The sequence below is a fragment of the Embleya scabrispora genome, assembly GCF_002024165.1.
Classification (GTDB): domain Bacteria; phylum Actinomycetota; class Actinomycetes; order Streptomycetales; family Streptomycetaceae; genus Embleya; species Embleya scabrispora_A.
This window is the reverse complement of record NZ_MWQN01000004.1, coordinates 1-22,511: the sequence shown is the minus strand read 5'-3', so window position 1 is coordinate 22,511 and position 22,511 is coordinate 1. Positions and strand designations below refer to the sequence as shown.

21 protein-coding genes and 2 pseudogenes are annotated in these 22,511 nt (G+C 69.4%); 9 read left to right on the top strand and 14 right to left on the bottom strand.

Annotated elements, in window-relative coordinates; genetic code table 11:
- The first annotated feature begins 60 nt into the window (after nucleotides 1-60).
- A complete protein-coding gene (locus B4N89_RS40665) occupies nucleotides 61-831 on the top strand; it encodes a transposase (protein ID WP_201261149.1) in 771 nt (256 codons plus the stop codon).
- On the opposite strand, the gene B4N89_RS40660 is transcribed toward B4N89_RS40665, so the two are convergent.
- The 6 genes from B4N89_RS40660 to B4N89_RS40625 all read right to left on the bottom strand — a co-directional run bounded on the left by B4N89_RS40660 (nucleotide 753) and on the right by B4N89_RS40625 (nucleotide 7,473).
- Nucleotides 753-1,496, bottom strand: a complete 744-nt coding sequence (locus B4N89_RS40660) for an SDR family NAD(P)-dependent oxidoreductase (RefSeq protein ID WP_078981669.1) — start codon at nucleotides 1,494-1,496, stop codon at nucleotides 753-755. The genes B4N89_RS40665 and B4N89_RS40660 overlap by 79 nt on opposite strands.
- Nucleotides 1,493-2,368, bottom strand: a complete 876-nt coding sequence (locus B4N89_RS40655) for an ABC transporter permease (protein WP_078981668.1) — start codon at nucleotides 2,366-2,368, stop codon at nucleotides 1,493-1,495. The genes B4N89_RS40660 and B4N89_RS40655 overlap by 4 nt, the downstream gene beginning before the upstream one ends.
- Complete coding sequence (locus tag B4N89_RS40650) at nucleotides 2,365-3,315, bottom strand: ABC transporter permease (protein WP_078981667.1); 951 nt, start codon at nucleotides 3,313-3,315, stop codon at nucleotides 2,365-2,367. The genes B4N89_RS40655 and B4N89_RS40650 overlap by 4 nt, the downstream gene beginning before the upstream one ends.
- 99 nt (nucleotides 3,316-3,414) lie before the next feature.
- Complete coding sequence (locus tag B4N89_RS40645) at nucleotides 3,415-4,764, bottom strand: ABC transporter substrate-binding protein (RefSeq protein ID WP_161500984.1); 1,350 nt, start codon at nucleotides 4,762-4,764, stop codon at nucleotides 3,415-3,417.
- Between the two features lie 215 nt (nucleotides 4,765-4,979).
- Nucleotides 4,980-6,137: an enolase C-terminal domain-like protein gene (locus tag B4N89_RS49265; RefSeq protein ID WP_161500983.1), complete on the bottom strand. Its 1,158-nt coding sequence runs from the start codon at nucleotides 6,135-6,137 to the stop codon at nucleotides 4,980-4,982.
- Between the two features lie 106 nt (nucleotides 6,138-6,243).
- Entirely contained in the window at nucleotides 6,244-7,473 is a 1,230-nt protein-coding gene (locus B4N89_RS40625) for an ROK family transcriptional regulator (protein ID WP_078981663.1), read from the bottom strand.
- A gap of 824 nt (nucleotides 7,474-8,297) precedes the next feature.
- Here B4N89_RS40625 and B4N89_RS50970 point away from each other — a divergent pair.
- Nucleotides 8,298-8,732, top strand: a complete 435-nt coding sequence (locus B4N89_RS50970) for an IS110 family transposase (RefSeq protein WP_201261148.1) — start codon at nucleotides 8,298-8,300, stop codon at nucleotides 8,730-8,732.
- Between the two features lie 254 nt (nucleotides 8,733-8,986).
- Here B4N89_RS50970 and B4N89_RS50965 read toward each other — a convergent pair whose 3' ends face one another.
- Nucleotides 8,987-9,553 (bottom strand): hypothetical protein, encoded by a 567-nt coding sequence (locus B4N89_RS50965; RefSeq protein ID WP_201261147.1) that lies wholly within the window; start codon nucleotides 9,551-9,553, stop codon nucleotides 8,987-8,989.
- A 489-nt stretch (nucleotides 9,554-10,042) separates the two neighbouring features.
- Here B4N89_RS50965 and B4N89_RS40610 point away from each other — a divergent pair, with 489 nt between their 5' ends.
- Nucleotides 10,043-10,858, top strand: a complete 816-nt coding sequence (locus B4N89_RS40610) for an SAM-dependent methyltransferase (protein WP_268812613.1) — start codon at nucleotides 10,043-10,045, stop codon at nucleotides 10,856-10,858.
- A gap of 97 nt (nucleotides 10,859-10,955) precedes the next feature.
- On the opposite strand, the pseudogene B4N89_RS40605 reads toward B4N89_RS40610, so the two are convergent.
- Nucleotides 10,956-12,420 (bottom strand): annotated as a pseudogene (locus tag B4N89_RS40605) (NF041680 family putative transposase).
- Nucleotides 12,421-13,190: 770 nt separating this feature from the next.
- Here B4N89_RS40605 and B4N89_RS40595 point away from each other — a divergent pair.
- Entirely contained in the window at nucleotides 13,191-13,577 is a 387-nt protein-coding gene (locus tag B4N89_RS40595; RefSeq protein WP_078981660.1) for a hypothetical protein, read from the top strand.
- A 374-nt stretch (nucleotides 13,578-13,951) separates the two neighbouring features.
- Here the strand turns inward: B4N89_RS40595 and B4N89_RS53545 are convergent, their stop codons facing one another.
- The 4 genes from B4N89_RS53545 to B4N89_RS40580 form a co-directional block, all read right to left on the bottom strand.
- Entirely contained in the window at nucleotides 13,952-14,332 is a 381-nt protein-coding gene (locus B4N89_RS53545) for a DUF5753 domain-containing protein (RefSeq protein WP_078981659.1), read from the bottom strand.
- Complete coding sequence (locus B4N89_RS53540) at nucleotides 14,326-14,472, bottom strand: Scr1 family TA system antitoxin-like transcriptional regulator (RefSeq protein ID WP_414646480.1); 147 nt, start codon at nucleotides 14,470-14,472, stop codon at nucleotides 14,326-14,328. Before B4N89_RS53540 ends, B4N89_RS53545 begins: the two co-directional genes overlap by 7 nt.
- Before the next feature lie 26 nt (nucleotides 14,473-14,498).
- On the bottom strand, nucleotides 14,499-14,729 hold the full coding sequence (locus B4N89_RS40585) for a hypothetical protein (RefSeq protein ID WP_161500982.1): 231 nt from the start codon (nucleotides 14,727-14,729) through the stop codon (nucleotides 14,499-14,501).
- 241 nt (nucleotides 14,730-14,970) lie between these two features.
- Nucleotides 14,971-15,165, bottom strand: a complete 195-nt coding sequence (locus B4N89_RS40580) for a DUF397 domain-containing protein (protein ID WP_321170751.1) — start codon at nucleotides 15,163-15,165, stop codon at nucleotides 14,971-14,973.
- A gap of 465 nt (nucleotides 15,166-15,630) precedes the next feature.
- Here B4N89_RS40580 and B4N89_RS40575 point away from each other — a divergent pair, with 465 nt between their 5' ends.
- The 3 genes and pseudogenes from B4N89_RS40575 (at nucleotide 15,631) to B4N89_RS40565 (ending at nucleotide 18,272) form a co-directional block, all read left to right on the top strand.
- On the top strand, nucleotides 15,631-15,897 hold the full coding sequence (locus B4N89_RS40575) for a hypothetical protein (protein ID WP_143658257.1): 267 nt from the start codon (nucleotides 15,631-15,633) through the stop codon (nucleotides 15,895-15,897).
- Between the two features lie 638 nt (nucleotides 15,898-16,535).
- Nucleotides 16,536-18,057 (top strand): annotated as a pseudogene (locus B4N89_RS40570) (ISL3 family transposase); the annotation flags it as partial.
- A 65-nt stretch (nucleotides 18,058-18,122) separates the two neighbouring features.
- A complete protein-coding gene (locus B4N89_RS40565) occupies nucleotides 18,123-18,272 on the top strand; it encodes a tetratricopeptide repeat protein (RefSeq protein WP_078981655.1) in 150 nt (49 codons plus the stop codon).
- A gap of 380 nt (nucleotides 18,273-18,652) precedes the next feature.
- Here the strand turns inward: B4N89_RS40565 and B4N89_RS40560 are convergent, their stop codons facing one another.
- On the bottom strand, nucleotides 18,653-19,258 hold the full coding sequence (locus B4N89_RS40560) for a TetR/AcrR family transcriptional regulator (protein ID WP_078981654.1): 606 nt from the start codon (nucleotides 19,256-19,258) through the stop codon (nucleotides 18,653-18,655).
- Nucleotides 19,259-19,416: 158 nt separating this feature from the next.
- On the opposite strand from B4N89_RS40560, the gene B4N89_RS40555 reads away from it, so the two are divergent.
- Entirely contained in the window at nucleotides 19,417-20,553 is a 1,137-nt protein-coding gene (locus B4N89_RS40555; protein ID WP_235619266.1) for an MFS transporter, read from the top strand.
- 158 nt (nucleotides 20,554-20,711) lie between these two features.
- Here B4N89_RS40555 and B4N89_RS40550 read toward each other — a convergent pair whose 3' ends face one another.
- A complete protein-coding gene (locus B4N89_RS40550) occupies nucleotides 20,712-21,542 on the bottom strand; it encodes a helix-turn-helix transcriptional regulator (RefSeq protein WP_101897521.1) in 831 nt (276 codons plus the stop codon).
- Nucleotides 21,543-21,660: 118 nt separating this feature from the next.
- Between B4N89_RS40550 and B4N89_RS40545 the strand changes: the two genes are divergently transcribed.
- On the top strand, nucleotides 21,661-22,511 hold an 851-nt coding region (locus tag B4N89_RS40545; protein ID WP_101897520.1), incomplete at its 3' end, for a zinc-dependent alcohol dehydrogenase family protein.

Genomic DNA, 22,511 nt, shown 5'->3' with positions numbered 1-22,511 from the left:
GGGCGGCAAGGCCGTCTTCGCGAACCTCGACAGCGACATTGCCCCGGCCTTCCTGGAGCGATGCCCCCCGCCGGCGCGGCCAAGCACACCGCCGGACGCCTGGAAGCCTGGTGCAAGCGCCGATGGGGCAAGGCACCCGGCGGCGTGCTCATCGAACGTCTGCGTTCGGCCCCGACCGCGGCCTCCCGTCTCGGCGAGGCGGTCGTCGAGCGGCTGGTCCGCGTCCGGGTCCAACTCGTCCAGGGCATACGCACGACCATCCGCCTGCCCGACACGGCCATCGCCGAGGTGGTCGAAAACCGCCCCTACGCACCGCTGTTCGCGTCCATGCCACGCATCGGCGAGGTGAACCTCGGCCGGGTCGTGGGCGAGATCGGCCCACTCCCGGAACGCGCCCGGACCTGTGAGCAGCTCATCGCCGAGGCCGGCGCCGTCCCCGTCACCCGCGCCTCGGGAAAGTCCCGCACAGTCGCGTTCCATTTCGCGACCAACCGAAGAGCCCGGCTCGCGCCGACCACCTTCGCCGACAACAGCCGGCACGGCAGCCCGTGGGTCGCGAAGATCTGCACCGACGGCCGCGCCCGCCAAAAACGCCACCCCCACGCCACCCGCATCCTCGCCCGAGCCTGGCTGCGCGTGATGCGGGCCTGCCGGCGCGACGGCGTCTGCCACGACCCCGCCACCCACCGAACCGACGGCAGGATCGACACGGCCCCCGAGACCCCCTCGGCGGCATGGAGGTTGACTCAGGCTCATGCGTCGGCCTCCGGTAGGCGGGCGGTCAGGCCGCCGTCGACGGGCAGCACGGCCCCGGTGATGAACGACGCCTGATCCCCCGTCAGGAAGGCGACGGCGTGCGCGACTTCCTGGGGACGACCGGGTCGGCGTAGTGGGTAGGGGGCCATGCGACGGGTGAGGGCGGCGGGGTCGGACCAGGCGTGTTCGTTGCGTTCGACGGCGATGAAGCCGGGGTTGATCGCGTTGACGCGGATTCCGAGCGGACCCCATTCGACGGCGGCCGCGCGGGTGAACGCGACGAGTCCGGCCTTGGCCGCCGCGTAGGCGCCGAAGTCGGGCAGCGCGGCGCCCGCGTGAACGGACGCGATGTTGACGATCGCGCCGGATCGGCCGCCGCGTTCGGCGGCGAACGCCCGCGACAGGTGGACGGCGGCGTGCAGGCTGACGTCGAAGGTGCGGGACCAGCCGTCGGATGTGCCGTCGAGAATGGACGCACGTTCCTCGGCGAAGGCGTTGTTGACGAGGATGTCGACAACGGTGCCTGCGGCGCGCAGGACGCGGGTGGGCGCGTCGGAGTCGGTGAGGTCGACGCGCACGGGCACGAGGCCGGGACCGGGTGGCGTCGGTTCGATGTCCACCGCGATGACGCGCGCGCCGCCTGCGGCGAGTTCGCGCGCGATGGCGAGTCCGATGCCGCGTGCGGTGCCGGTCACGATGGCCGTCTTGGTGGGCGGGCGCTGGGTGTCGGCGCTGTTCATCGGCGCAGGAGTCCCTTGTTCAGGCCGTCCGCGATCAGGTTGAAACCGATCACCAGCGCGGTGACCACGACCATGGGGCCGAGGGCGTACGCGGGGTTTTGGGACAGGAAGTTGATGCTCGTGCGCAGGAGCGAGCCGAGCGAGGGATCGGGCGGGCGCACGCCGATGCCGACGAAGCTCATCGCGCCTTCGATGAAGACCGCGAGGGACAGCGACAGCGCGGCCTGCACGATGAGGGCGTCGACGCTGTTGGGCAGGATGTGGCGAAAGAGCACGCGGGTGGGGCGAGTGCCGACCACGCGGGCGGCGATGACGTAGTCGCGGTCGCGTTGGGAGATGACCGCGTCGCGGGTGAGTCGACCGAACAGTGGGATGTTGACACCGATGACGGTGAGCACGATCGCGGTGGTGCCGGGCCCTTGGATCGCGGCGATGGTGACACCCAGGACGAGCGCGGTGAACGCGAGCATGATGTCGAAGAGGCGTTGCAGGACCACGTCGAGGTAACGATGGACACCGGACAACAGGCCGATGGCCGTGCCGATGAAAGCGCCGGTGGGAACGGCCGCGGCGGTGATGAACACGTCGACGCGAATGCCGTGGAGGACGCGGCTCAGCAGGTCGCGTCCGAACTCGTCGGTGCCCAACAGGTGTGCGCCGCTGGGTCCGGCGAGCGCGTCGGCGCTTTGCGCATCGGGCCCGTGCGTGGCGAGCAGGGGTGCGGCGAGGCCGGCGCCGAAGACGAGTACGACGATCGCGAGCCCGGTGATGGTGGCGCCGCCGCGCAACCGGGCGACGAGCGACGCCTTGCGGCCGATGGCGGTTACGGTGGCTGTGGCGGGGATGGTGGTCGCCGTGGGGGTGGCGGTCATCGTGCCTCCGGTCGTAGCCGTGGGTCGATCGCGGCGTGGGCGAGGTCGGTCACGGTCTGCAGGATGACGGACACCGCGACCGCGAGGAGCAGCAGGTCCTGGACGAGCAGGTAGTCACGGCCCAGGACCGCGTTGAGCAGGAGTTGGCCGATGCCAGGCCACGCGAAGATCGCCTCGACGACGATGGCCCCGCCCAGGAGTTGGCCGATTTGGATGCCGAGGGCGGTGATGACGGGCGGGAGCGCGTTGGGCAACACGTGGCGGAAAAGGAGGCGTCGCGCACTGATGCCCTTGGCGATGCCCGTCTGGACGAAATCCTCGTCCTGGACACGGCGGAGGGAGGCGGCGAGGAAACGGGCGATGACCGCCGCCGCGGGCAGGGCGAGACACAGGGCGGGCATGAGCAGGTATTGCGCGGCGATTTCTGGATCGTCGAGGAGGGCGACGCGTCCGGCCGCGGGCAGGATCGGCCAGGCGATGGAGAACAGCAGGACGAGCAGGACACCGCTGACGTACGGCGGAACGGCGAACGCGAGCCCGGTGACAGCGCCTGCGCCGGTGCGTACGGTGCGACGCCGGCCCGCGCCGAGGGCAAGCCCGAGGGTGCCGCCGATGAGGATGGCCAGGACGAGCGCGGCGAGAGTCAGTTCCAGGGTGGCGCCGAGGCCCGAGCCGATCAGTGTGGCGATGGGTGCGCCGAGAATGTACGAGTCGCCGAGGTCGCCGGTGAGCAGTCCGCCGAGCCAGTGGAAGTATTGCGAGGCGAGCGAGTCGTCGAGGCCGAGTTGGGTGCGGACGGCCTCGACGGCCTGTGGTGTGGGGTCGGGCCCCGCGAGCACGACCGCGGGGTCGCCCGGGGCCAGTCGCAGCACGGCAAAGACGAGCATCGAGGCGACGAGCAGGACGAGCAGGGCTGAGGGGACGCGCCGTAAGGAATACGCAAGCATGGTCGGTCCGTTCGGTCCGAGTCTTCGGGTCGAAATGTGGGGGTGGGCGTGAGCAGCCTGGGTGCCAGGCCCGCGCACGGCCTGCGTGCCGGGGCTCGCCTAATCCAGATACGCGTCGTCGAGATTCAGGTAGTCGAACATCGAGTAGGCGAGGCCCCGAAGTCGTTTGGTGACGGTGAATGTGTGGGCGCTGGTGACCAGGTCGGTGACGAACTGCTGATCGAGCAGGAAGTCGTTGACGCGGTCCGACGCCGCCTTCGTGGCGGCCGGATCGGCGGCGCTCCACAGAGCGTTGGCGATGGACTGGTATTCCGGGCTGACGAAGTTCGACGCGTTCTTGTCCGCGTTGAACGGAAAGGCGCCTTTGACGAGGGTGGCCGGCGCCAGTTGTCCGAACCCGTGGCCGTTGACGAACAGGCCGGGGAGTTTTCCGCCGGTGAGTCGGCCTTGGAAGTCGGCGGCCTGGAGCGGGACCGCGCGGGCGTCGATTCCGGCTTGGCTCAGGTTGTACTGGACGATCTCCGCGATGCGCGCGTTGGCGCCCAGGCCCGCGTTGTACACGATGTCCAGTCGTGCGCCCCTGGCACCGGCCTCGCGGATCAACTCCTTGGCCCGGTCCGGGTTGTACGTGTAGTGCCGGGCCTTGGCCGCGTCGTAGGCGGGCGAGGTGGGTGACCACGGAAGCGACGACGTGGTGCCGATGCCGCCGAGGACCTGGTCGAGGATGCGTTGGCGGTCGATACCCCATGCGATGGCCTGACGCACACGCTTGTCGTCGAGCGGTTTCACCGAGACGTTGGACGCGACGTAGTAGGCCGAGTCGTAGGGGTCGGCGGCGACGACCTTGAACCTGCGGTCGTTGGTGATCCCGACGGCGTCCAGGGGCGCGATGTCGAGGACCAGGTGGGTTTGCCCGGAGCGCATCGACGACAACATGGATTGCGACTGACTGACGATGGTGATGTCGACGCCGTCGAGATAGGGCCGGCTCGGCTTGAAGTACTTCTCGTTGCGGCGGAGTTTCAGGCCGGCTCCGGGCGAGTACGAGGCGACACGGAAGGGCCCGGTGCCGATGATCCGGCTGCCTTTGGCGAGTTCGGCGATCGACTCGCGGTCGGGGATGACGAGAATCTCGAACAGGTCGAAGACGTTGCTCATCGGACGGGCGAGCTTGAGCCGGACGTCGAGGCCGTCGCTGTCGATGTCGGCGATCGCCTTGGCGACGTGCTTGAGTTGTGAGGAGACGTTGTCCTTGTGCAGGTTCGTGATCGCGAAGACCACATCTCGGGCGTCGAAGGGACGACCCGAGTGGTAGGTGACGCCGGGGCGGAGCCGGAAGGTCAAGGTATCGCCCTTGAGTTCCCACGACTGGGCGAGCCCCGGGAGAGGTTGCAGCGTCTTGTGGTCGTACTCGATGAGTGTGTTGAAGACGGTGCGACAGATCGTCATATTCGGGTTGTTGTGGCCGAAGACCGTCGCGGGCTGGATGTCGGAACTCTGCGCGATCCTGAGTATTCCGCCGGCGGCGGGGCCGCCTTTGCCCGTTCCCTTGCCCGATGCTTCGTGTAAGGCCGATCGACAGCCGGCGAGAGCCAGGGACGAGGCACCGAGTCCAAGGGCGCCAAGCATGGTGCGGCGGGATATCCCTTGTGTCGCAAGGACGCTCATCCGGACTCCTGGAGGCTGACGGACCATACGGGGGTGACCGAGGAGTGGGTGGTGTCCAGGTCCAGGCCGATGCCGGGGCCGTCCGGAACGATGTAGTGACCGTGCCGAACGGGCTCACCGTTCGTCAGGACGTCGCCACGCCAGGGAACTTCGCCGAACGCGTACTCCAGGACACCGGGGACGACGGCGGCGACGTGCGCGCCGAAGGCCGTGGCGATCGGACCGCTCGGGTTGTGCAGGGACACGGACGCGCCGACCTCGATGGCGGCGTGCGCGAGGGCCAGCGCCGCGTGGACACCACCGGCGTGCTTGACGTCGGGCATGACCACGTCGAGAAGGTCGGCGACGGCCTCGACCTGACCCCGGTCGGTGGCGAACTCGCCGCCGGCGAGCCGGACTTCGCCGGTGTATCTACGCAACCTGCGCAGCTCGTCCACGTGCTCGATGCCGACGGCGTCCTCGAGCCAGTCGAGTCGTAGCGCGAGCAGGTCGTCCAGGACGGGGAGCAGTTCGTCGAGCACGACACGTTCATGGCAGTCGACCATCAGGCCGGGGTCGGGGCCGAGGGCCTGACGAACGGCCCGGACCCGGCTCAGGCCCAGGTCGGGCAGTGGGCGATCGCCCGGCGTATCGAACGGAGCGAGTTTCACGCCGCCGAACCCGGCCGCCACCGCTTGGCCGGCCGTGGCGGCGACGTCGCGCGGCTCGCGGCCGCCGGGGGCGCGATTGATGTTGGCGTAGAGCGGGATCGGTTCGGGACGGGTGCCGCCGAGCCATCTCCACAACGGCACGCCGGCGGCGCGGGCGGCGAGGTCGCACAGCGCCTGCTCGATGCCGCCCCACACGGTCGTATGTAGAAAGTCGGAGCGGGCCCCGGCCCTTTGTCTCACGGCGGTGAAGTGCCCCCGAAGCGATCCGACTTCGGATGAGAGGTCGCGAACCCGGTGGGCGTCGCGATCCCGGGCGAAGTCGCCGACGACGTCTTCGGCCTGGAGGAACGGGGTCCATTCGTCGAGTGCGGCGACGACGTCGGCAAGCGGGCCGCCGTCGGAGCATTCGCCGTAGGCGGTGAGCCCATCGGACGTGCGCAGGCGCAGGACGAGCCAACTGGTCCGCTCGGAGACGGCGCAGTGATAGAGCGTCAGGTCAGTCACGTGCGCGCCTCGCGGGACGACGCCAAGAGGGTCGAGGTGGCGCGGCCCGCGCGGGTCGGGTCGCCCTGCGACGGGGATGACGTGGGGTGACGCGTCGTCGACGTGCTCATGCGACTTCCTCGACGTACGCGAACGGGTCACGCAGCACATCGGCGAGGAGCGGCGCCGCGGCGGACACGACGAGCGCGCCGACGCCGAGGGTGGTGACCTGAACGCGGCTCCCCACTCCACGTCCTTGATAGACCATGGACTCCGCCTCGGCACGCAGAACATTCAGATACGCGTCCTCGGTGACCATCGACCCCGCGAGGACGACGCGCTCCGGGTTGACGACGTCGATCACGGTGCCCACAGCTCGGCCGACGAGACGCGCTCGCGTGCGCAGCAGGCCGTCGGCGGTCTCGTCGCCCGCGTCGGCCAAGGCGATGAGTGCGTCGAGGTCGTCGGCGGCGAGCCCGGCGTCCGCGGCGGCGGCGAGAACGGCGACGTCGCTCGCGACCTGTTCCAAACAGCCGGTACGTCCGCAAGCGCAGCGCACGTGCGAAACGGCGTCGACGCGCAGGTGCGCTATGCGTCCGGCGGCCGAGTTCGGCCCGCGGTGGATGACTCGGTCGATGACGACGGCGGCGTCGACGACGTTGCCGACGAAGACGAGCACGAGGTCGTCGGCTTCGCGACCCGCCCCGTACCAGAGTTCGGCTTGCGCGGTGGCTCGCGTGTGCTGTTCCAAGCGAAACGGTCCGGGGAGCCGATCGGCGAGCATCGCGCGAAGCGGCACGTCGGTCCAGGCGAGCGGGCGGTGTGCGACGACGACGCCTTCGGTGCTGTCGACCCAACCACCGATGCTCGCGCTGCTGCCCAGAAGGCGACGGTCGGCCGCGTGCCGGGCCAGGAACGCCGCCGCGCCCGCGGCGGCTTGGTCGACCAGTTCCCGAGGGGTGCGCCCGGTGTGGGTGAGTGCGGTTCGCGCGTGCACTCGGCCATCGAGGCCGACGAGGCCGAACGTGGTGCGGCGCAGGCCGAAGTGGAGACCGAGAACGACCGGGCCGCCGGCGTCGATCCGGACGGGAATTCGTGGGCGGCCCAGGTCGGTCGGAGCCTGGGGAGCGAGGTCGTGCACGAGCCCCGCCGCGATCAGACTGCCGGTGAGTTTGGTGACGGAGGGCGCGGAGAGCCCGGTCTGTCGGGCTATCTCCGCACGGGACACGGGGCCGTGGGCCAAAATCGCGCGAAGAATGGCGGACGCGTTACCGCGACGCATGTTCTCCGCACGGTGTCCGCCGGACACCAGGCCGGGCGGCCTGCTCGCGGTCGCGTCGATGTGTGTGCCGCCCATGTGCTTCACCTTTCGTGCCTCGCTTCCTTGGCAGACTTAGTTTCTGAAACTTAGTCAGCCGGATCCCGGACGACAAGTGATCGTTCGGTAAAGATTCGAAAATGCGCGCCGCTGCGGGCGGCACGTCGACGGTGGCACTCGATCCCAACCGTCGACGGGGCGCGGTAGTCGCCCATCACGCCGTTGGCGAAGGCGGGGCACAGCTTGGGCAGGACGAGCACGGTGTTGTCGCTCGACACACGTACCCGATCCGGGGGGCGGAGGCCGCACCGGCGGCCCGCACGCCGACGACCTTCGCCAGGCCCGCCTGAGTGGCTGCGCTGATCACCTCGGTGACGAGAAAAGCAGTGGTGGGTGCCTCCGTCAGCCGATTGCTCTGTGATGTCAGTGAACTCGTCTGTCAGGATGGCGATGGGGGTCAGCCAGGGGGGCCACGGTTCGTCGCCATGGCAGCGTTCTTCGCTGCCGGGAGCACGCGTGTCAGATTCCAGTCTTCCCTTGACCCTTCCGGGGCGCCCGCTCTGCTCGGTCGCGCAAGGCAGTGGGGAGTGGTCGTGAAACGGCAGGACGTGAAGGACGAGATCATCCATCTGCGCTCCGCAGACGTGGACTTGGGCAAGCGGTTCATGTTGGTATGCGCGCGCACTCCCAGCCGGTGCAGACCGGGACGTGGAGCCTGGAGACCCAACGGTTCGGCACCAACCGGGCCGAACTACGGCGACTGCCGGCCTGGCTGATCGAGCGTCAGGTCGAGGTGGTGGTCATGGAGGCGACGTCCGATTACTGGCGGGGTGTGTACTACCTGCTGCAGCCACACCAACCTGATGCTGGTCAACCCCGCCCACCTCAAGGGCATCCGCGGCCGCAAGACCGACCCGAACGACGCGGCCTCCCCGGCCCGTGCCGTCGCGTCGGGGATGGTGATGGCACCCTTCGTGCCCGAGCGCGCGATTCGGGAGCTGCGCGACCTGACCCGGCGACGCACCGAGATCGTCCGCGCCGCGGGCTGGGAGGCCCAGCGGCTGGAAAAGGAACTCGAGGACACCGGCATGAAACTCACCTCCGTCCTGACCGACGTGCTCGGCGTCTCAGGCCGGGCCATCCTGGAAGCGCTGATCGCGGGCGCGCGTGCCCCCGAGTACCTCGCGGACCTCGCCGTGGGTAAGGCCCGTGCCAAGATTCACGATCGCCATCTGGCGCGTCCTGAACGACCATGCTCCCTACCGCGAAATCGGCGCCGACTACTTCACCAAACGTGACCCCGCTCGCGCCATGCGCCGCATGACCAAGGAGGCCAACAGCCTCGGGCTGACAGCCCGCTTCGATCCCATCGCAGCCGCCTGACCTGCACAAGTGCACTGTATTTTCGTGTCATAGCCACCCCAAGATGTACGCCGACAGGTGGTGCCGTCGACCGCCCGGATCGCGAAAATTCCTCATCCGGGTGGCCTGCCGGCCGATTCGCTGGAGGAGTCCCTCGCCACACGGCCACGGTGGCGATAGGAGGAACGGCTCACATCTTCCGACTCGACGAGCCGGACCGGCGGCTCGGCGCCTGTATTCGGTCCGGCCGTGAGGAGGTCTCGTCTTCGGCGTGGGCTTGGTCGCCGACCTGTTCTCGCGCTCGGTTGGTCGGCCAGGGGATCTCCCGAAGAACATCCTCGGGCGTCGGCATCGCGTCCGGGTAGTGCCGGCGGATCTCCCGGATCACCGAGGCGTCCGCGGCGCACAGGTCCCAGCTCGTGCCGTCGAACTCCCTCAGTACCACCCTCAGCTCATCGCCCGCGTACCCGGCGAAGTCCGCGTCGACGAACTGAACCCCCGGCGCGACCAGGGCCAACAGGTCCAGGGTGCCGATTCCGGCGCCGGAGGAGGCGTTCTCGATCTCGGTGAACCCGGTGACCGGGTCGGCATCGTCGATCCACACCTTCCAGGTGAGACCGATTCCGAAGCTCCCCAGGCGCACGAGGAGTTCCGCCAGGGTGACGTAGTGCCGACCGGAGCGCGGTCCCTCCCCGGGAAGGCGGTCACGCCAGGCCGCGAACGTGACCGACCGAAATGCGCCGGGAGACCTCGTCATCGGTGCGGGCTCCGTTCGCTACGAGGATCGATGTGCCCTCACATCATGATCTTCCGCGATCACACCCGCAGGTCCTTTCGAGGACGTCGGTACCGGTCGCGGCCGGCCAGGCCGGCCTCGGACGGCGCCGTCGAAGGTGCGCCACGGCCTCGTCGACACGGCCGAGGGCGATCGGAAAGCGGACCAGGACGGCCGAGTTGCCGGCAGGGCGCCGTTCGAGCACGGTCACAACCTCCCCCGAACCGGCCGGCGTCGGCGAGCACCTCGGCGATGGCCCACGCCGCGCACCCGCCGCCACTGTCGGAAGAACTCGATGCCGCGCGCCCCACCACGCGCCCGCGCGCGCTCGAATCCGCGCCGGCGCCGCGACGGACAGGCCCCCGAAGCCCTCGTTCACCCACAGGAGTTGCCCGCCCCCGGATGCTCGATTCCCCAGCATGGGGGCGTGCCACCCTGGCGGGGGAGTGGCGCGGACGTCGAGGGGACACCCTGGACCAGGATGCCGATTCCGGGCCGCCCCCGATCGACACGAAAACCCCCAGCGTCGCCCGCATGCACGACTACCTCCTCGGCGGCACCGACAACTACCCCGCCGACCGCCGCGCCTGCTCGAAACTTCTGCGCGTGGCCCCCGACATCCGCGCCCTCGCGCTCAACAACCGGGCGTTCCTGCGCCGGGCGGTGCGCGTGCCGGCACGCGAGCACGGGATCCGGCAGTTCCTCGACCACGGCTCCGGGCTGCCGACACGCGACAACGTCCACCAGGTCGCCCGGGCCGTCCACCCCGACTGCCGCGTCGTCTACGTCGACAACGACCCCACCGCCGAGGCCCACGGCCGCACCCTCCTCGACGAGAACGACGGATCGGCCCGCTTCCTGCGCGCCGACCTGCGCCGGCCGGACGCCATCCTCGACCACCGCGACGTCCGAGCCACCCTCGACTTGGAACGGCCCGTCGCCGCCCTGTTCGTGTCCGTGCTCCACTGCGTCCCCGAACGTGACGACCCCAAGGCGATCGTGCGCCGCGTCGCGGAGCGCCTGTGTTCGGGCAGTTTCGTGCTGGTGTGCCAACTCGTCAGCCGCGATCCGCACGCCCGCGAGGCCCCCACCCGCTGCATGGACGAGGCCACCGGCGGCCGATGGGGCGCCGTGCGTTCCCCCGCGGCGGTGGACGGCTTCCTCGACGGGCTGGACGTCGAACCACCCGGGCTGACGGAGATCACCACATGGCGCCCCGACACCGAACCCCGCACCCTCCAGGGCACCGACGTCATCGAGTACGGCGGCCTCGCCCGCATCCCCTGAACTTTCACCGATACAAGCCCTGTCGCTGCTCTCCCGGGCCGGGCGGCGGCTCCGAGTGCGGGCATCGGCACCACCCCCGACGAGATGAGCTTGATCTTTAACCCATTCTTCGGGGTTTGGTGCATTTGTCGTGGTGGCTGGGTCGGGTGTAGGACTCGCCGGTTTTGACGATGCGCTCGACGTCATGGCGGGGTGCCGGTCTGTGGTTCCTCGAGCCTGGCGGTCGCCCCGGACCGGGGGTCGAGGGTTTCGGTGCGCCGGCCGGACGTGCGGTCTTCGAGCGGAGGTTCCTGAACCCTCGGCGGACTCGGGCGAGGGTCAGTCGGTTCGGTGCGGCGGGTTTCTTCCAGGGGCGTCGCAGGTCGTCGGCGAGCGGCCGGGCGAGGAACAGTTGCGCGTAGGCCGCGATCACGATCCGGTCCGGCGATCAGCGGATTCGGGGTCGCGGATCCTGGGCGCGGTCCAGCCGAGCGTCTGCTTGAACAGGCGGAACGTGTGCTCGATGTCGAACCTTCGCAGGAACGACTGCCGGCAGCGGTCGACGTCGGCTTCGGTGGCATCGGTTCGGGACCACCACAACCACACCGGCTTGGGCTCGCCTCCAATGGGCAGGTGGTCGACTCGGAGCCGGACGACTGTTCCGGAGATCATCGGCAGTTCGCCGTCGAACCCTTCCCAGGCACTGCGGCGGGTCAGCCGGGGGTGGAGCCGGTCCCACGCGGTCGCGGTTGCGGTGCCGTAGCGGGTGGTCTCGGTGGTTGTCGCTGCCTGCGGCTCGCCCCAGGTGTCGGGTTGTCCGAAGACGAACTCGTCGCCGTGCTCGGGCGGTCGGCCGCCCTGCGGGTCGTAGACCCTCGCAGGCGTCGGCCGGCGCATGACGCGGTCCGAGCGCATCCGGCCGAGCACCTCGAGCGGCAGGTCCGCCAGGAGGAAGGCGATGCGGGGCACGTCGTAGCCGGCGTCGAGCACCACGAGTATGTCCGGGTCCCGAGGTGTGTACTGCTCGGCAATCAGGCGTTCGACGACCGCGCGGACCTGGACGGCGGTGGTGGCCGCGACGTCCTCGCCCGGCCCGAGCCGGACCGCGTCCAGGACCACGGTCCACGAACTGCGGCCCGAATCCAGCGCCGCGACGATCGAGTACGGCCAACCGGGCACCATCCGGTGCTTGCCCTCGCCCCGGCCGAAGGTGTGGCAGAACGAGCGGTCCGGGCTGGTGTCCGCGTCCGGCCGCAGCCACGGCGAGACGTCGACCGCGAGGACGATCCGCCCGTCCGCGGCTCTGGGGGCAGAGGCAGCCCGGCCAGGGTGTCCCGCAGTCGGTCGGTGTCGATCCGGCCGCCGTTGACCGCGTCGTGGAGCGCTCCGTGACCACGGCGGTGCTCCGGTGCGAGTGACAGCCCGACCAACGTCCCCACCGGGCCGTCGGCACACAACACGGCATCCGCCAACTCGAACAGCGCGTCTCCGCGGCGGGTCGGACAGGCATGGAACCCGACCCGGAAACGGGACAGTTCCGCCAACGCCTCAAGTCGCTCCGGCCCATACGGCGGACTCGTCACCACGGCCTCCGCCCCGATCCCTCTGCGCCTTTTCGTCAAGGCAAAGGATCCGGCAAAGGCTGCTGACATCACACGCGATCACCGAAAGCGCGGACACACGAGCGCCGGACTGCTACCGGCCCGGCGGGAGGTTCGGCATCAAGCCAGAGGAGCCGCCACCGGCGATACACACAGGCCATGCCGCCCGCAGGACGTTCCCGATCACCGGATCCACGCTCGACCACGACCCCGCCGTCCTCGGCCCACAGCCGGTCCCCGGCGCGCAAGAACAGCGGCTGCTCCAGTTCGAACACCGAGCACCCGGGCTCGAAGTCCACCCTGTTCAGCAGCAACATCCTCGGGGCCGTGACACGTTCACCAGTCAGCATCACTTCCCCATACTCTCGCAGAGGTCGAGTGAGCTTCCCGAGCGCGCCAGCGGAATCGATGATCGCGACCTGGGTTAAAGAACAAGATGAGCGCCTGTTCCCAAAGCTGCCGGTGACGTTCGCGGGTCGGATTCACACGAGGCCCAGGCGGAGGTCGTCGGTGAGCCGGATCGGAGCCGTCAGGGAGAGCGAGCCTGCGGCGTCACACCGGTGTCCGCAGGGACCTGTAGGTTCGGTGATCATGTTCAAGGGGTGGTGGCGTGTGCTGCCGGACGAGGAGCGGCAGACGTGGACGTTGAGGCCGTTCCTGGGTGTGGGGCCGCTGCGCTTCGGCATGAGTCCCGACGAGGTGGCGGACGCGATGAGCGGGGTCACTGCGGAAACCGAGCAGTACAGACGTAGTTGTCCGGCGAATTGGACGTCTACGCGGTCGAGGAGGGGAGGTATCGGGGGTTCGGTCTGCACCTGTACTACCGGGACGAGCGGCTCGCGGGTGTCGCGGTCGACGCCCTGTGCGGGCCACAGGTCCTCGCGGACGGCGTGGAGGTGGTCGGCCGAGTGCCCTCCGTTCTGGAACAATGGATGCTTGACCGTGCCGAGAGCCGCCCGCCCTACACCGAACTCGCATACATGAGCGGAGGCGTTCCGTCCTCCGCGTCCCTGGGCGTGACGATCAATGTGCAGCGGGAGGGCGACCGCCTCCTCACCCGGCCGGTTTTCTACCCTGCCGAGGCACTCGACGACCTCTCCCACTGGCTGCCGAGGGATGCCTGGGAGATCCACGACTGAGCGCTGCCGCGCGGAACCCGTGGTCGTCAGCCTCTGTCGTTCCCGCGGGATGTCGGCCGGTTCGTCCGGCGTGACTGCCTGAAGGGTGACGTGCCTGGTCATCAGGGTGACGGTCCGGGTAATCAGTGATTCCAAGTGCTGGACGAGTCGTTCGTAGTTGCGGGCGTGCCAAAAGAGCACGTCCGATTCTGTCGTCCGCCGGACCGCGACGAACCTCACCGGAATCGGCATCTCCGCGTAGTGCGCCGATGGCGCGGTCACGGCCCCGGCGTGGTCGACCCGCATGCCCAGGTACGAAGGACATCCGCAGGAGCGGCGCGGTAATCAGGACGATGGTCGTGCGGGCCGGACGCTCGGGTCGCCGCTTGGGTGCGTTAGCGGCTATGGGCGGTGACGATCATGTCTTCGCTGTCACTGCGGGACTCCGCGGCGAGGCAGAGGCGTTCGAGGAATGCGCGGTAGCGTTCCACGTCGCGGGCGCGGCTGATGTAGGTGGCGGCCTCGGCGTGTTCGAGGTAGACCATCTCCTGCGGACCGCCGTGGGGGAACCGCAGCAGCGTCATCGAGGAGGGCGGCGTCAGGTCCGTGGCACTGGCGAACCGCACGATCCGCACCTGCACCCACCGGCGTTCGATCGCCTCGAGCAGGAACGCCATCTGCTCGGCCATCACCCCCGCCCCGCCCACCGGGCGTTGCAACACGCTCTCGTCCAGCAGCGCGATCAGCGTCTCCGTGCGCTGCCCGTTGCTCAGCACCTCCTGCCGACCCCGGCGCAGCGCGACGCGCTGTTCGATCTCGTGAGGTTCGGCGTCGGGCAGCCCCCCCGGCGGTGACCGCGCGCATACGCGGGGATCTGCAGGAGGCCGGGGACGACATGGACCTCCCAGGTGCTGATGCGTGTCGCGGACTCCTCGGGGCTGATCAGGCGGCGCAGCCAGCCGGGGGTGACGTCGGCGTAGCGGTGCCACCAGGATTCTCGTCGGTCTTGCGCAGCAGGTCCTCGACGGTGGCCAGCGTCGCGGGCTCGCGCACGCCAGAGGCGCGCAACAGGTCCATCACGTCGTGGTGTTTCGGCGGGCTCTCGCCGCGTTCCAGGCGGGAGTTCTTCGACCGCGACCCGCGCACCACCTCCGCCGCCGCCTGCAGCCCCACGCCCCGCTCCGTCCGCAGGTCCCGCAGCATCGACCCGAGGACCTTCATCGCGGCCGACGGCCGATCGGGGACCGTCTGGGAACCGCGACCGGAGGGTAAGGGTCCGAGGGCGTTGGAGGACAACGATACGCGGCGACTTCACACGAACGAAAGGCGGAAAAAAGGGGAAGCGCGTCAGTATTCCGCAGGCGCGCACCCCCGGTCCCCTGATCCCATCATCACACCGCGTACTTTGCGCGAACTATGCGATCAGCCAATCGAATTCCCCGGTCTTGGCGCTCGCCACGAACGTCGCGATCTCCGTTTTCGTGTACACCAGTGCCGGCCCGTGCGGATCCCGCGAGTCGCGCACCGCCACCGCGCCACCCGCCGTCACGCTCAACTCCACACACTGTCCCGTCGCCGAACTCGCCGCATTCCGAACCCATTTCGACACGCCAAGACTCCCGGCAGGCGCGCCGTTCCCGTGTTCCCACACGTTCCCTCACCGCTTTCCCACCCGCCCGACCCGCACGCCCTACATGGCCGCACAGCCACTCGTGCAATACCGTATGCATTTGCACAAGCCGATTTCCTCAGCTAGCCGGCCACCCGAGACCACGAAGTCCCTCGAACGAGTGATGGATTCGAGCCCGATCGCCGCACTCCGTCCCGGTGTTGCGTCCGAGGAAAGCCGCGCGGCGAGGGGAGTCGGATGCCCGGATTGGTCCCTGAACTGCCCTCGTCGTGCCGTCGGTACGCTTGCCGGTGTGGGGTGGGACCTGGCGACGTGGCGGCGGTGCTTCCACGCGGGAATGGGGCGTGGATCGGGATTCCGGCGTCCGGTCGGATCGGCGTCGGTGTCGCCGGCGAGGGGCGGGCAAGCCTCGAGGGCTCGGGTTTCGTGCCGATGTGGCCATTCATGGAACGTGGACTGTCGGAGTGCCTGGGCGAGTTCCGGGACCGGTGGGACGCGCTCGCGGACGGTGGGATCGCCTCCCCGGAGCGACTGTTGGAGCTGACGGTCTCCTCGGCGGTCGAGTCCCGCCGCCCGTACTGGATGCAAGCCGCGGCGTCATGGCTCGTCGAGATGCAGGCCACGTCGGGCTTCGACCAGGCACTCGTGCACAACCTGATCCGACGCCCGTCCGCGTCGCCCGAGATGTCCCAGCAGTGGAGGCAGCGATGAAGGAGGGCTCTCGAAGGGACCGAGGCCGAGCACGAAAGCCTGTCCGGGATCCCGAGGAAGCCACGCTCGTGACAACGCAAGCCTGAACGTGCGAGCGACATCCGACGGCGGAACCGGGTACCGAGGTGGGCGACCCCGTTGCCCAAGGTGTGCTGCTTTGCTGTGAAAGCACTGCCCCCAGTGGTTACGAGGACGCCGCAACGGCGGCGCTTCATTCCGACGGCGACCGGCACCCGGTCACACCGGCACTCGTGACGCGGTCCCGGTCACGGCCCCGCGCCCGGTGCACACGGCCGGTCGAAGTTGCCCGAGACGGCGAACTTCCACGACGTTGTGTCACCCCCGTCCCGACACACTCCGCGCCGACGGAACGTGAACCCTCCACCCACGGCGGCGTCGCCCCCGAGTCCGACGGCGCGGTGCGATCGGCGACTTCGCCCCGTCCGCCCCCCCGGAGCGTACCCGAACGCCCGGGTGACGCCGTGTTCGTCGTAGATTCGCGACCGCAGGGGCCCAGAGGTTGCGCCCGACGTCGCCCGGCCGGACGTGCCTGCCGTGGGGGGCTGTAAAACACACACTAACGGCTCTGCCTCACATCCGGTGGTAGCGGAGTGTGGTTCCGTGATCATGTTCGAGTGCTGAGTGCGAACGAGCTTGTGGGCGTGGTGTTTTCAGGTCTTGCGCCGCTGGTGGTCGAGGAGGTTGCGGACGGGGGCGAGGTCATCCGAGGGCGCACTCGGACGCCTGGCGGTCCGGTGGATTGCCCGGATTGCGGCTGTCGGACCGGTCGGGTGCACGCCTTTCATGAACGCACGGTGACCGATGTGCCCGTCGGCGCCGGCGGGTGGTCATGGTCGCCCGGCTCCCGCGTTGTCTGCCCCACGTCGGCTTGCCTTCGCATCGCATTCCGTGAGCAGATACCCGGCGTGTTGGAGCGCTACCAGCGGCGGACGATGCGGCTGCTCACCCAAGTCCGTGCCGTGGTGCGGGAACTCGCAGGCCGCGCAGGCGCAGGGACGCTGAAGGCGCTCGGAGCGGGGCTGTCGCGGCGCACCGCCCTGCGCGTCCCGGCAGCACTCCCGCTGCCCCCGCCGCGGTTTCCGCAGGTCCTGGGCGTGGACGACTTCGCGCTCGAGCGCGCCACCGCCACGCGACCGTGCCGACCGACGCCGAGACCGGCGAACGTATCGATGTCCTGCCCGGCCGCGGCGTCGGCGAGCCGGAAGGATGGCTGCGAGGCCATCCGGGCGTCGAGATCGTCCGCCGGGACGGCTCAGGCGCTTACGCCGAGGCGATACGCCGTGCGCTTCCCGACGCGGTGCAGGGCAGCGATCGGTGGCATTCATGGCGGAACCTCTGTGAGAAAACGCTTGCCGAGGTCCGCTCGCACAGCTCGTGCCGGGCCACCGTCAACCCGCCCCGGCCCGGCGGCGTCCACGAGCAGACCACCCGCGAACGCCGGCATCGGGTCCACGACCTGCCCGGCAAAGGCGTCAGCCTGCTCGAATGCGCCCGCCGGCTGAACGTGTCCCCGAACACCGTCAAACGGTACGCACACACCCGCGAACCCGACGCCCCGCGACGCGCCCCGCGCTACCGGCCGACGCTGGTCGACCCCTACCGGACCATCTGCGCGCACGCCGCGCGACCGACCCCGCCGTGCCCGTGACCCGGCTCTTCCAGGACATCAAGGAACTCGGCTACACCGGCAGCTTCAACCTCCTCCACCGCTACAGCACCCACGGCCGAGCCGAGGGCGACCGGCCCGTGACCACGCCCAGGCGTTCGCCCGCCTTCTCCCCACCCGCCCGGACAGCCCGCCGCGAGAAGGACACCGACCTCATCCGAGACCTCACCGCCACATGCCCCGAGATGACACAACTCCACACCCACATCGCCGAGTTCGCCTCTCTCCCGGCCCCCGCTCATGGAAACGACACCAGGCTCACGGCATGGATCACCGCAGTCCGCGCGTCCGACCTTGGCCGTCCGCACGCCTTCGCCAACGGCCTCGAACTCGACCGCGCGGCAGTCGACACCGCGCTCACCACACCCCACCACAACGCACGCACCGAAGGCGTCAACACCCGAACCAAACGCATCATGAGGCAGATGCACGGACGAGCCGGATTCGACCCCCTCCGCCACCGCATCCTCCTCCCACGACACTCACGCAGAGCTACCACCGGAAGTGAGGCAGAGCCGTTAGTTTTACAGACCCGAACCTGGCGGTCTCCTACTGGCAGGTTGGGTGGACCGGTGAGGCGATCGACCTGCTGGAGCGGGTGGTGGCCGACAGCGAGCGGCTGCTGGGCGCCGAACACCCCGACACGCTCGCGAGGCTGGCTGCCTTACGTGAATTGAGGCGTCCCTGACGTGCGACCCGGGGGCTTCCCTGACCCGTGTGCTCGTCTTTGCCCGGACCGAGGCCGGCCGTGGATGTCGCGTACTGGTCGGCGTCGGCGTGTGCGGGTCGGGACCCACCCGAGCCTGCGAACGCCGGGGCGCCGTCACGTCGTTCGTCCGAGGTCATGATGCGGATGCCCAGGGCGTCGGCCTTGGCGCGTTTGGATCCTGCCCTTTCGCCGCCACGACCAGGGTGGTCTTGGCGGAGACGCTCGAGGCGGCGCGTTCGACGAGTTCGGTCATTTCATTGCAGTGGCTCCGGGCGCTCCCACCGCTGGTTTGTCAAGTCTCCGCGGCTCACCGGGAGGTGATCAACGCTCCGAACCGGTCCTCGCATCTCCGGCTGTCGTCAGGCGGGTTGCGCGGGTGTGGTCCCCAGGGTTCGGATCGCGAGATCGATCGCGGTGGCCAGGCGCTCCAGATCGTGGCCTGCGCGTTCCCGGACTCGCAGGCCGAGAACTGTCGTGAACAGCAATTCCACGGCCCCCTCGATGTCGAGATCGGTGGACAGTTCGCCTCGCTCCCGCCCCTCGGTCAGCACCGCACGCAGGGCCTGCCGGGTGACCGCGAATGCGGCCTCGGTCCGCTCCTGGACCTGGGCGTCAGTGGTGCCGAGTTCGGACGCGGTGTTGACCACGAAGCAGCCGCGACCGGACTCACCGTCCGCCGGGCAGGTCACCAGCCACAACATCCATTCCCGCAGCACCTCACGAACCGGGCGGTCACTCGCGTCCAGACGCCGGCGGGCCTGCGTCGACTCGGTGGCCCGGTAGTGGTCGAGTGCGCGCAGAAAGAGTGTGTGCTTGTCCGTGAACGTCCGGTACAGGCTGCTGGGCGTGAGCTTCAGCGCGTCGCCGAGGTCGCGCACCGAAGTGGCGTGGTAACCGCGCTGCCAGAAAAGCTCGGTCGCCGAGTTGACCGCGCTCTGCTCGTCGAACTGTCGAGGGCGTGCCATGGGTTCACCTTACCAGCTTGTGGAGCGTTCGCTCCCATATTAGGGTCTCTGATTCGGGAGCGATCGCTCCCGAATCGCTGGAGGAGGATCCGTTGACGACCGCAGAACAGACGCCCACCCGGACACAGGAACCAGCGACCCCGGACAGGAGTCGCTGGATGGCGGTCTGCGTGGTGACTCTCGGCACCTTTCTGCTGGTGACCGCCGAACAACTGCCGATCGGCCTGCTCACCACAGTGGGGTCCGCGCTGTCGGTCTCCGAGGGGACCGCAGGACTGATGGTGACGGTGCCCAGCGTCGTCGCCGGGGTCGCGGCACCGCTGGTCCCGATGATCGTCGGGTCGCTGGACCGGCGCATTCTGCTGCTCGGGCTGATGGCCCTGATGACCGTCGCGAACCTGGGCTCCGCCCTGGCGCCGAACTTCGCGGTGCTGGTGGGTTCCCGGGTGCTGGTCGGCATAGCGGTCGGCGGTTTCTGGGCTGTTGCCGCCGGCCTGGCTGTCCGGCTCGTCACCCCCGCCGACGTACCTCGCGCCACCGCGGTCATTTTCGGCGGCGTGGGAGCCGCGAACGTGTTCGGCGTTCCGCTCGGCACCCTGATCGGTGACATGACCGGATGGCGTATCGCCTTCTCCTCGCTCAGCGCCCTGGCCCTCGTGACCTTGATCGCCTTGTTGGCGGTACTGCCGAGGCTGGTCGCCTCCCAGGCCATCCGGCCCAAGGTACTGATGGAGCAACTCCGCAATCCGGGCGTGCGCGTCGGCATCATCGCGACGGCGCTCCTCGTGTTCGGACACTTCGCCGCATACACCTTCGTGAGCCCGGCGCTGCAGAAACTGTCGGGGATCGACGAACGCTACGTCGGTCCGCTGCTGTTCGGATTCGGCGCGGCCGGCATGATCGGCAACTTCCTCGCCGGTGCGGCGCTCTCCCGCCGCGTGCACCGCAACGTGCTGACCATCGCCGTGGCCATGACCGCCGCGATGCCCCTCTTCCTGCTACTCGGCCGGATCGCGATCGGCGGCGCCATTCTGCTGATCGTCTGGGGCCTGGCCTTCGGCGGTGTGTCCGTGGGCCTCCAGACCTGGATGATCAAGGCCGCTCCGCAGGCTGTGGAAGCCGCCTCCTCGCTATGGGTGGCGGTGTTCAACCTGTCCATCGGCTTCGGCGCGCTGACCGGCGGCATCATCGTCGACAAGCTCACGCTCCAAGGCGTGCTCTGGCTCGGTGGCGCCTCCGCCTTGCTCGCCGCCCTGGCGATCTGGACCGCCCGCACCAACGACGCCGTGCGCTGACCGAGATCCACTCGGGCTGACCGGATACTGGAGAAGGACCTCCGGTACCCGGGCAGCCCCGAGGCCAACCGTCACCTGAGCGCTTGAGCTCGCCATCCTGTGCCGACATCACCGACACTGCCGGCCGGGTCCGGAGGCCCCGTGGCGCCACCCGTGGGTCAGGCCCCCAGCAGTTGGAGCGCGGCCTGCGACGGGCTTTCGTCCGCAGCGCTGTAGACGAGCAGGCGATGGTCGGGCTCGTCGGCCAGAACGAGGGTCTCCAGCTCCACGGTGAGTTCGCCGACCTCGGGATGTCGCAGGTGACGCGGCCCGGAGGCGTGCTCGGCAACCGGATGGGCGGCCCACAGCGTGGCGAACTCTTCGCTCTTCATGGCGAGATCACCGACGAGGGCGGCCAGTTCGATGTCTTCCCGGTGCCGGCCGACTGCCAGCCGCAGCGACGCGACAGCGCAGGACGTCGAGTTTTCCCAGCGCGGGTACAGATCGCGGTGGTGCGGATCCAGGAACAACATCCGGGTGAGGTTGGGGCGTCGGTCGGAACGATCCGGCGCGTCCGGGTCCAGGTGACCGGCCAGGAGCCGGTGACCGAGTGGGTTCCACGCCAGTACCTCGGTGCGCATCCCGACGACGACGGCAGGCACGTTCAGGGAGCCGATGAGCTGCCGGGTGCCGTGGCGCGCCGTCGCGGGCGCCGCCGTACGCGGATGAGCCCGACGGGGTCTGGCGAGGTTGTGCAGGTAGCCGCGTTCGTCGTCGCTCAGCTCCAGCGCGCGGGCGAGCGCCTCGATGACCGACTCCGACGCCTGGTGGCTCTGGCCCTGTTCCAGCCGTGTGTAGTACGTGACGCTCACTCCCGCGAGCCGGGCCAGTTCCTCACGGCGAAGCCCGGGGACACGACGTGCTCCGTAGGAGGCGATCCCCAAGTCCTCCGGGCTGAGCCTGCCGCGCCGCGTCCGCAGGAACTCGCCGAGCGTGGTACCGGTTTCCATGCGTCCCATGGTGCCCGCGCGTTCGCCCGGCCGCCTGACCCTGGCAGTGCCAGGCAGCCGGTGACCATCCACGCCATGGTCTGGAGGCCGCTCTCCGCAAGGGCGAGGGTTGCGCACCATGAAGCAATGGACGATGAACACGGTCGGTCGCGCCAACCTGGAACTCACCGACGTCCCGATCCCCGAGCCGGGCCCCGGCGAGATCCTGGTCAAGGTCTCGGCCGTCTCACTCAACTACCGGGACAGGCTCGCCATCGAGGAGGGGCTGACCATGGTCTTCCCCGACGCCGGCCCGTTCGTGCCGGGATCCGACATGGCCGGCGAGGTCGTCGGCGCGGGAACGGACGTGGATCGCTTCGCGCCGGGCGACCGCGTGATCTCCACCTGTCTGCCCGGCTGGATCGAGGGTCCGGGCCCCGGCAATGCCCGGATCGGCGGTCCGGAAGCCCTGGGCAGCGGCCACCACCCCGGAGTCCTGGCCGAGTACGTGGCACTCGACCAGGACTGGGCGGTACGGGCACCACACAACCTCGGCGACATCGAGGCGAGCACGCTCCCCATGGCCGGTCTGTCGGCCTGGACCGCCCTGATCGAGCGGGGCCGGGTACACGCCGGCGAGACCGTGGTGGTGCAGGGGACCGGCGGCGTCGCACTCTTCGGCCTACAGATCGCCACGGCCCACGGGGCCGAGGTCATCGTCGTCTCCGGCGACGACGCCAAGCTCGCCCGCGCCAGGGACCTGGGCGCCGTCCACGGGATCAACCGGCTCACCGAGGACTGGGTCGAGACCGTCTACGCACTCACCCGCGACCACGGAGCCGACCACATCCTGGAGACCTTCGGCGGCCACCACCTCTCCCGCTCGATCGAGGCGGCGGCGGTCGGCGGCCGCATTTCCCTCATCGGCATCCTTCAGGGCTACGAGATCTCCGGCCATGTCGCCCACCTGGCCCGCAAGAAGCTGCGCAT

What these genes read in the sequence shown, in the direction of transcription:
- B4N89_RS40665 (WP_201261149.1), top strand. Translation starts at nt 61, where the DNA reads ATGCCCCCCGCCGGCGCGGCCAAGCACACCGCCGGACGCCTGGAAGCC.
- B4N89_RS40660 (WP_078981669.1), bottom strand. Translation starts at nt 1,496, where the DNA reads ATGAACAGCGCCGACACCCAGCGCCCGCCCACCAAGACGGCCATCGTG.
- B4N89_RS40655 (WP_078981668.1), bottom strand. Translation starts at nt 2,368, where the DNA reads ATGACCGCCACCCCCACGGCGACCACCATCCCCGCCACAGCCACCGTA.
- B4N89_RS40650 (WP_078981667.1), bottom strand. Translation starts at nt 3,315, where the DNA reads ATGCTTGCGTATTCCTTACGGCGCGTCCCCTCAGCCCTGCTCGTCCTG.
- B4N89_RS40645 (WP_161500984.1), bottom strand. Translation starts at nt 4,764, where the DNA reads ATGACGATCTGTCGCACCGTCTTCAACACACTCATCGAGTACGACCAC.
- B4N89_RS40625 (WP_078981663.1), bottom strand. Translation starts at nt 7,473, where the DNA reads ATGGGCGGCACACACATCGACGCGACCGCGAGCAGGCCGCCCGGCCTG.
- B4N89_RS50970 (WP_201261148.1), top strand. Translation starts at nt 8,298, where the DNA reads ATGCTGGTCAACCCCGCCCACCTCAAGGGCATCCGCGGCCGCAAGACC.
- B4N89_RS50965 (WP_201261147.1), bottom strand. Translation starts at nt 9,553, where the DNA reads ATGACGAGGTCTCCCGGCGCATTTCGGTCGGTCACGTTCGCGGCCTGG.
- B4N89_RS40575 (WP_143658257.1), top strand. Translation starts at nt 15,631, where the DNA reads ATGGAACGTGGACTGTCGGAGTGCCTGGGCGAGTTCCGGGACCGGTGG.
- B4N89_RS40560 (WP_078981654.1), bottom strand. Translation starts at nt 19,258, where the DNA reads ATGGCACGCCCTCGACAGTTCGACGAGCAGAGCGCGGTCAACTCGGCG.
- B4N89_RS40555 (WP_235619266.1), top strand. Translation starts at nt 19,417, where the DNA reads ATGGCGGTCTGCGTGGTGACTCTCGGCACCTTTCTGCTGGTGACCGCC.
- B4N89_RS40550 (WP_101897521.1), bottom strand. Translation starts at nt 21,542, where the DNA reads ATGGAAACCGGTACCACGCTCGGCGAGTTCCTGCGGACGCGGCGCGGC.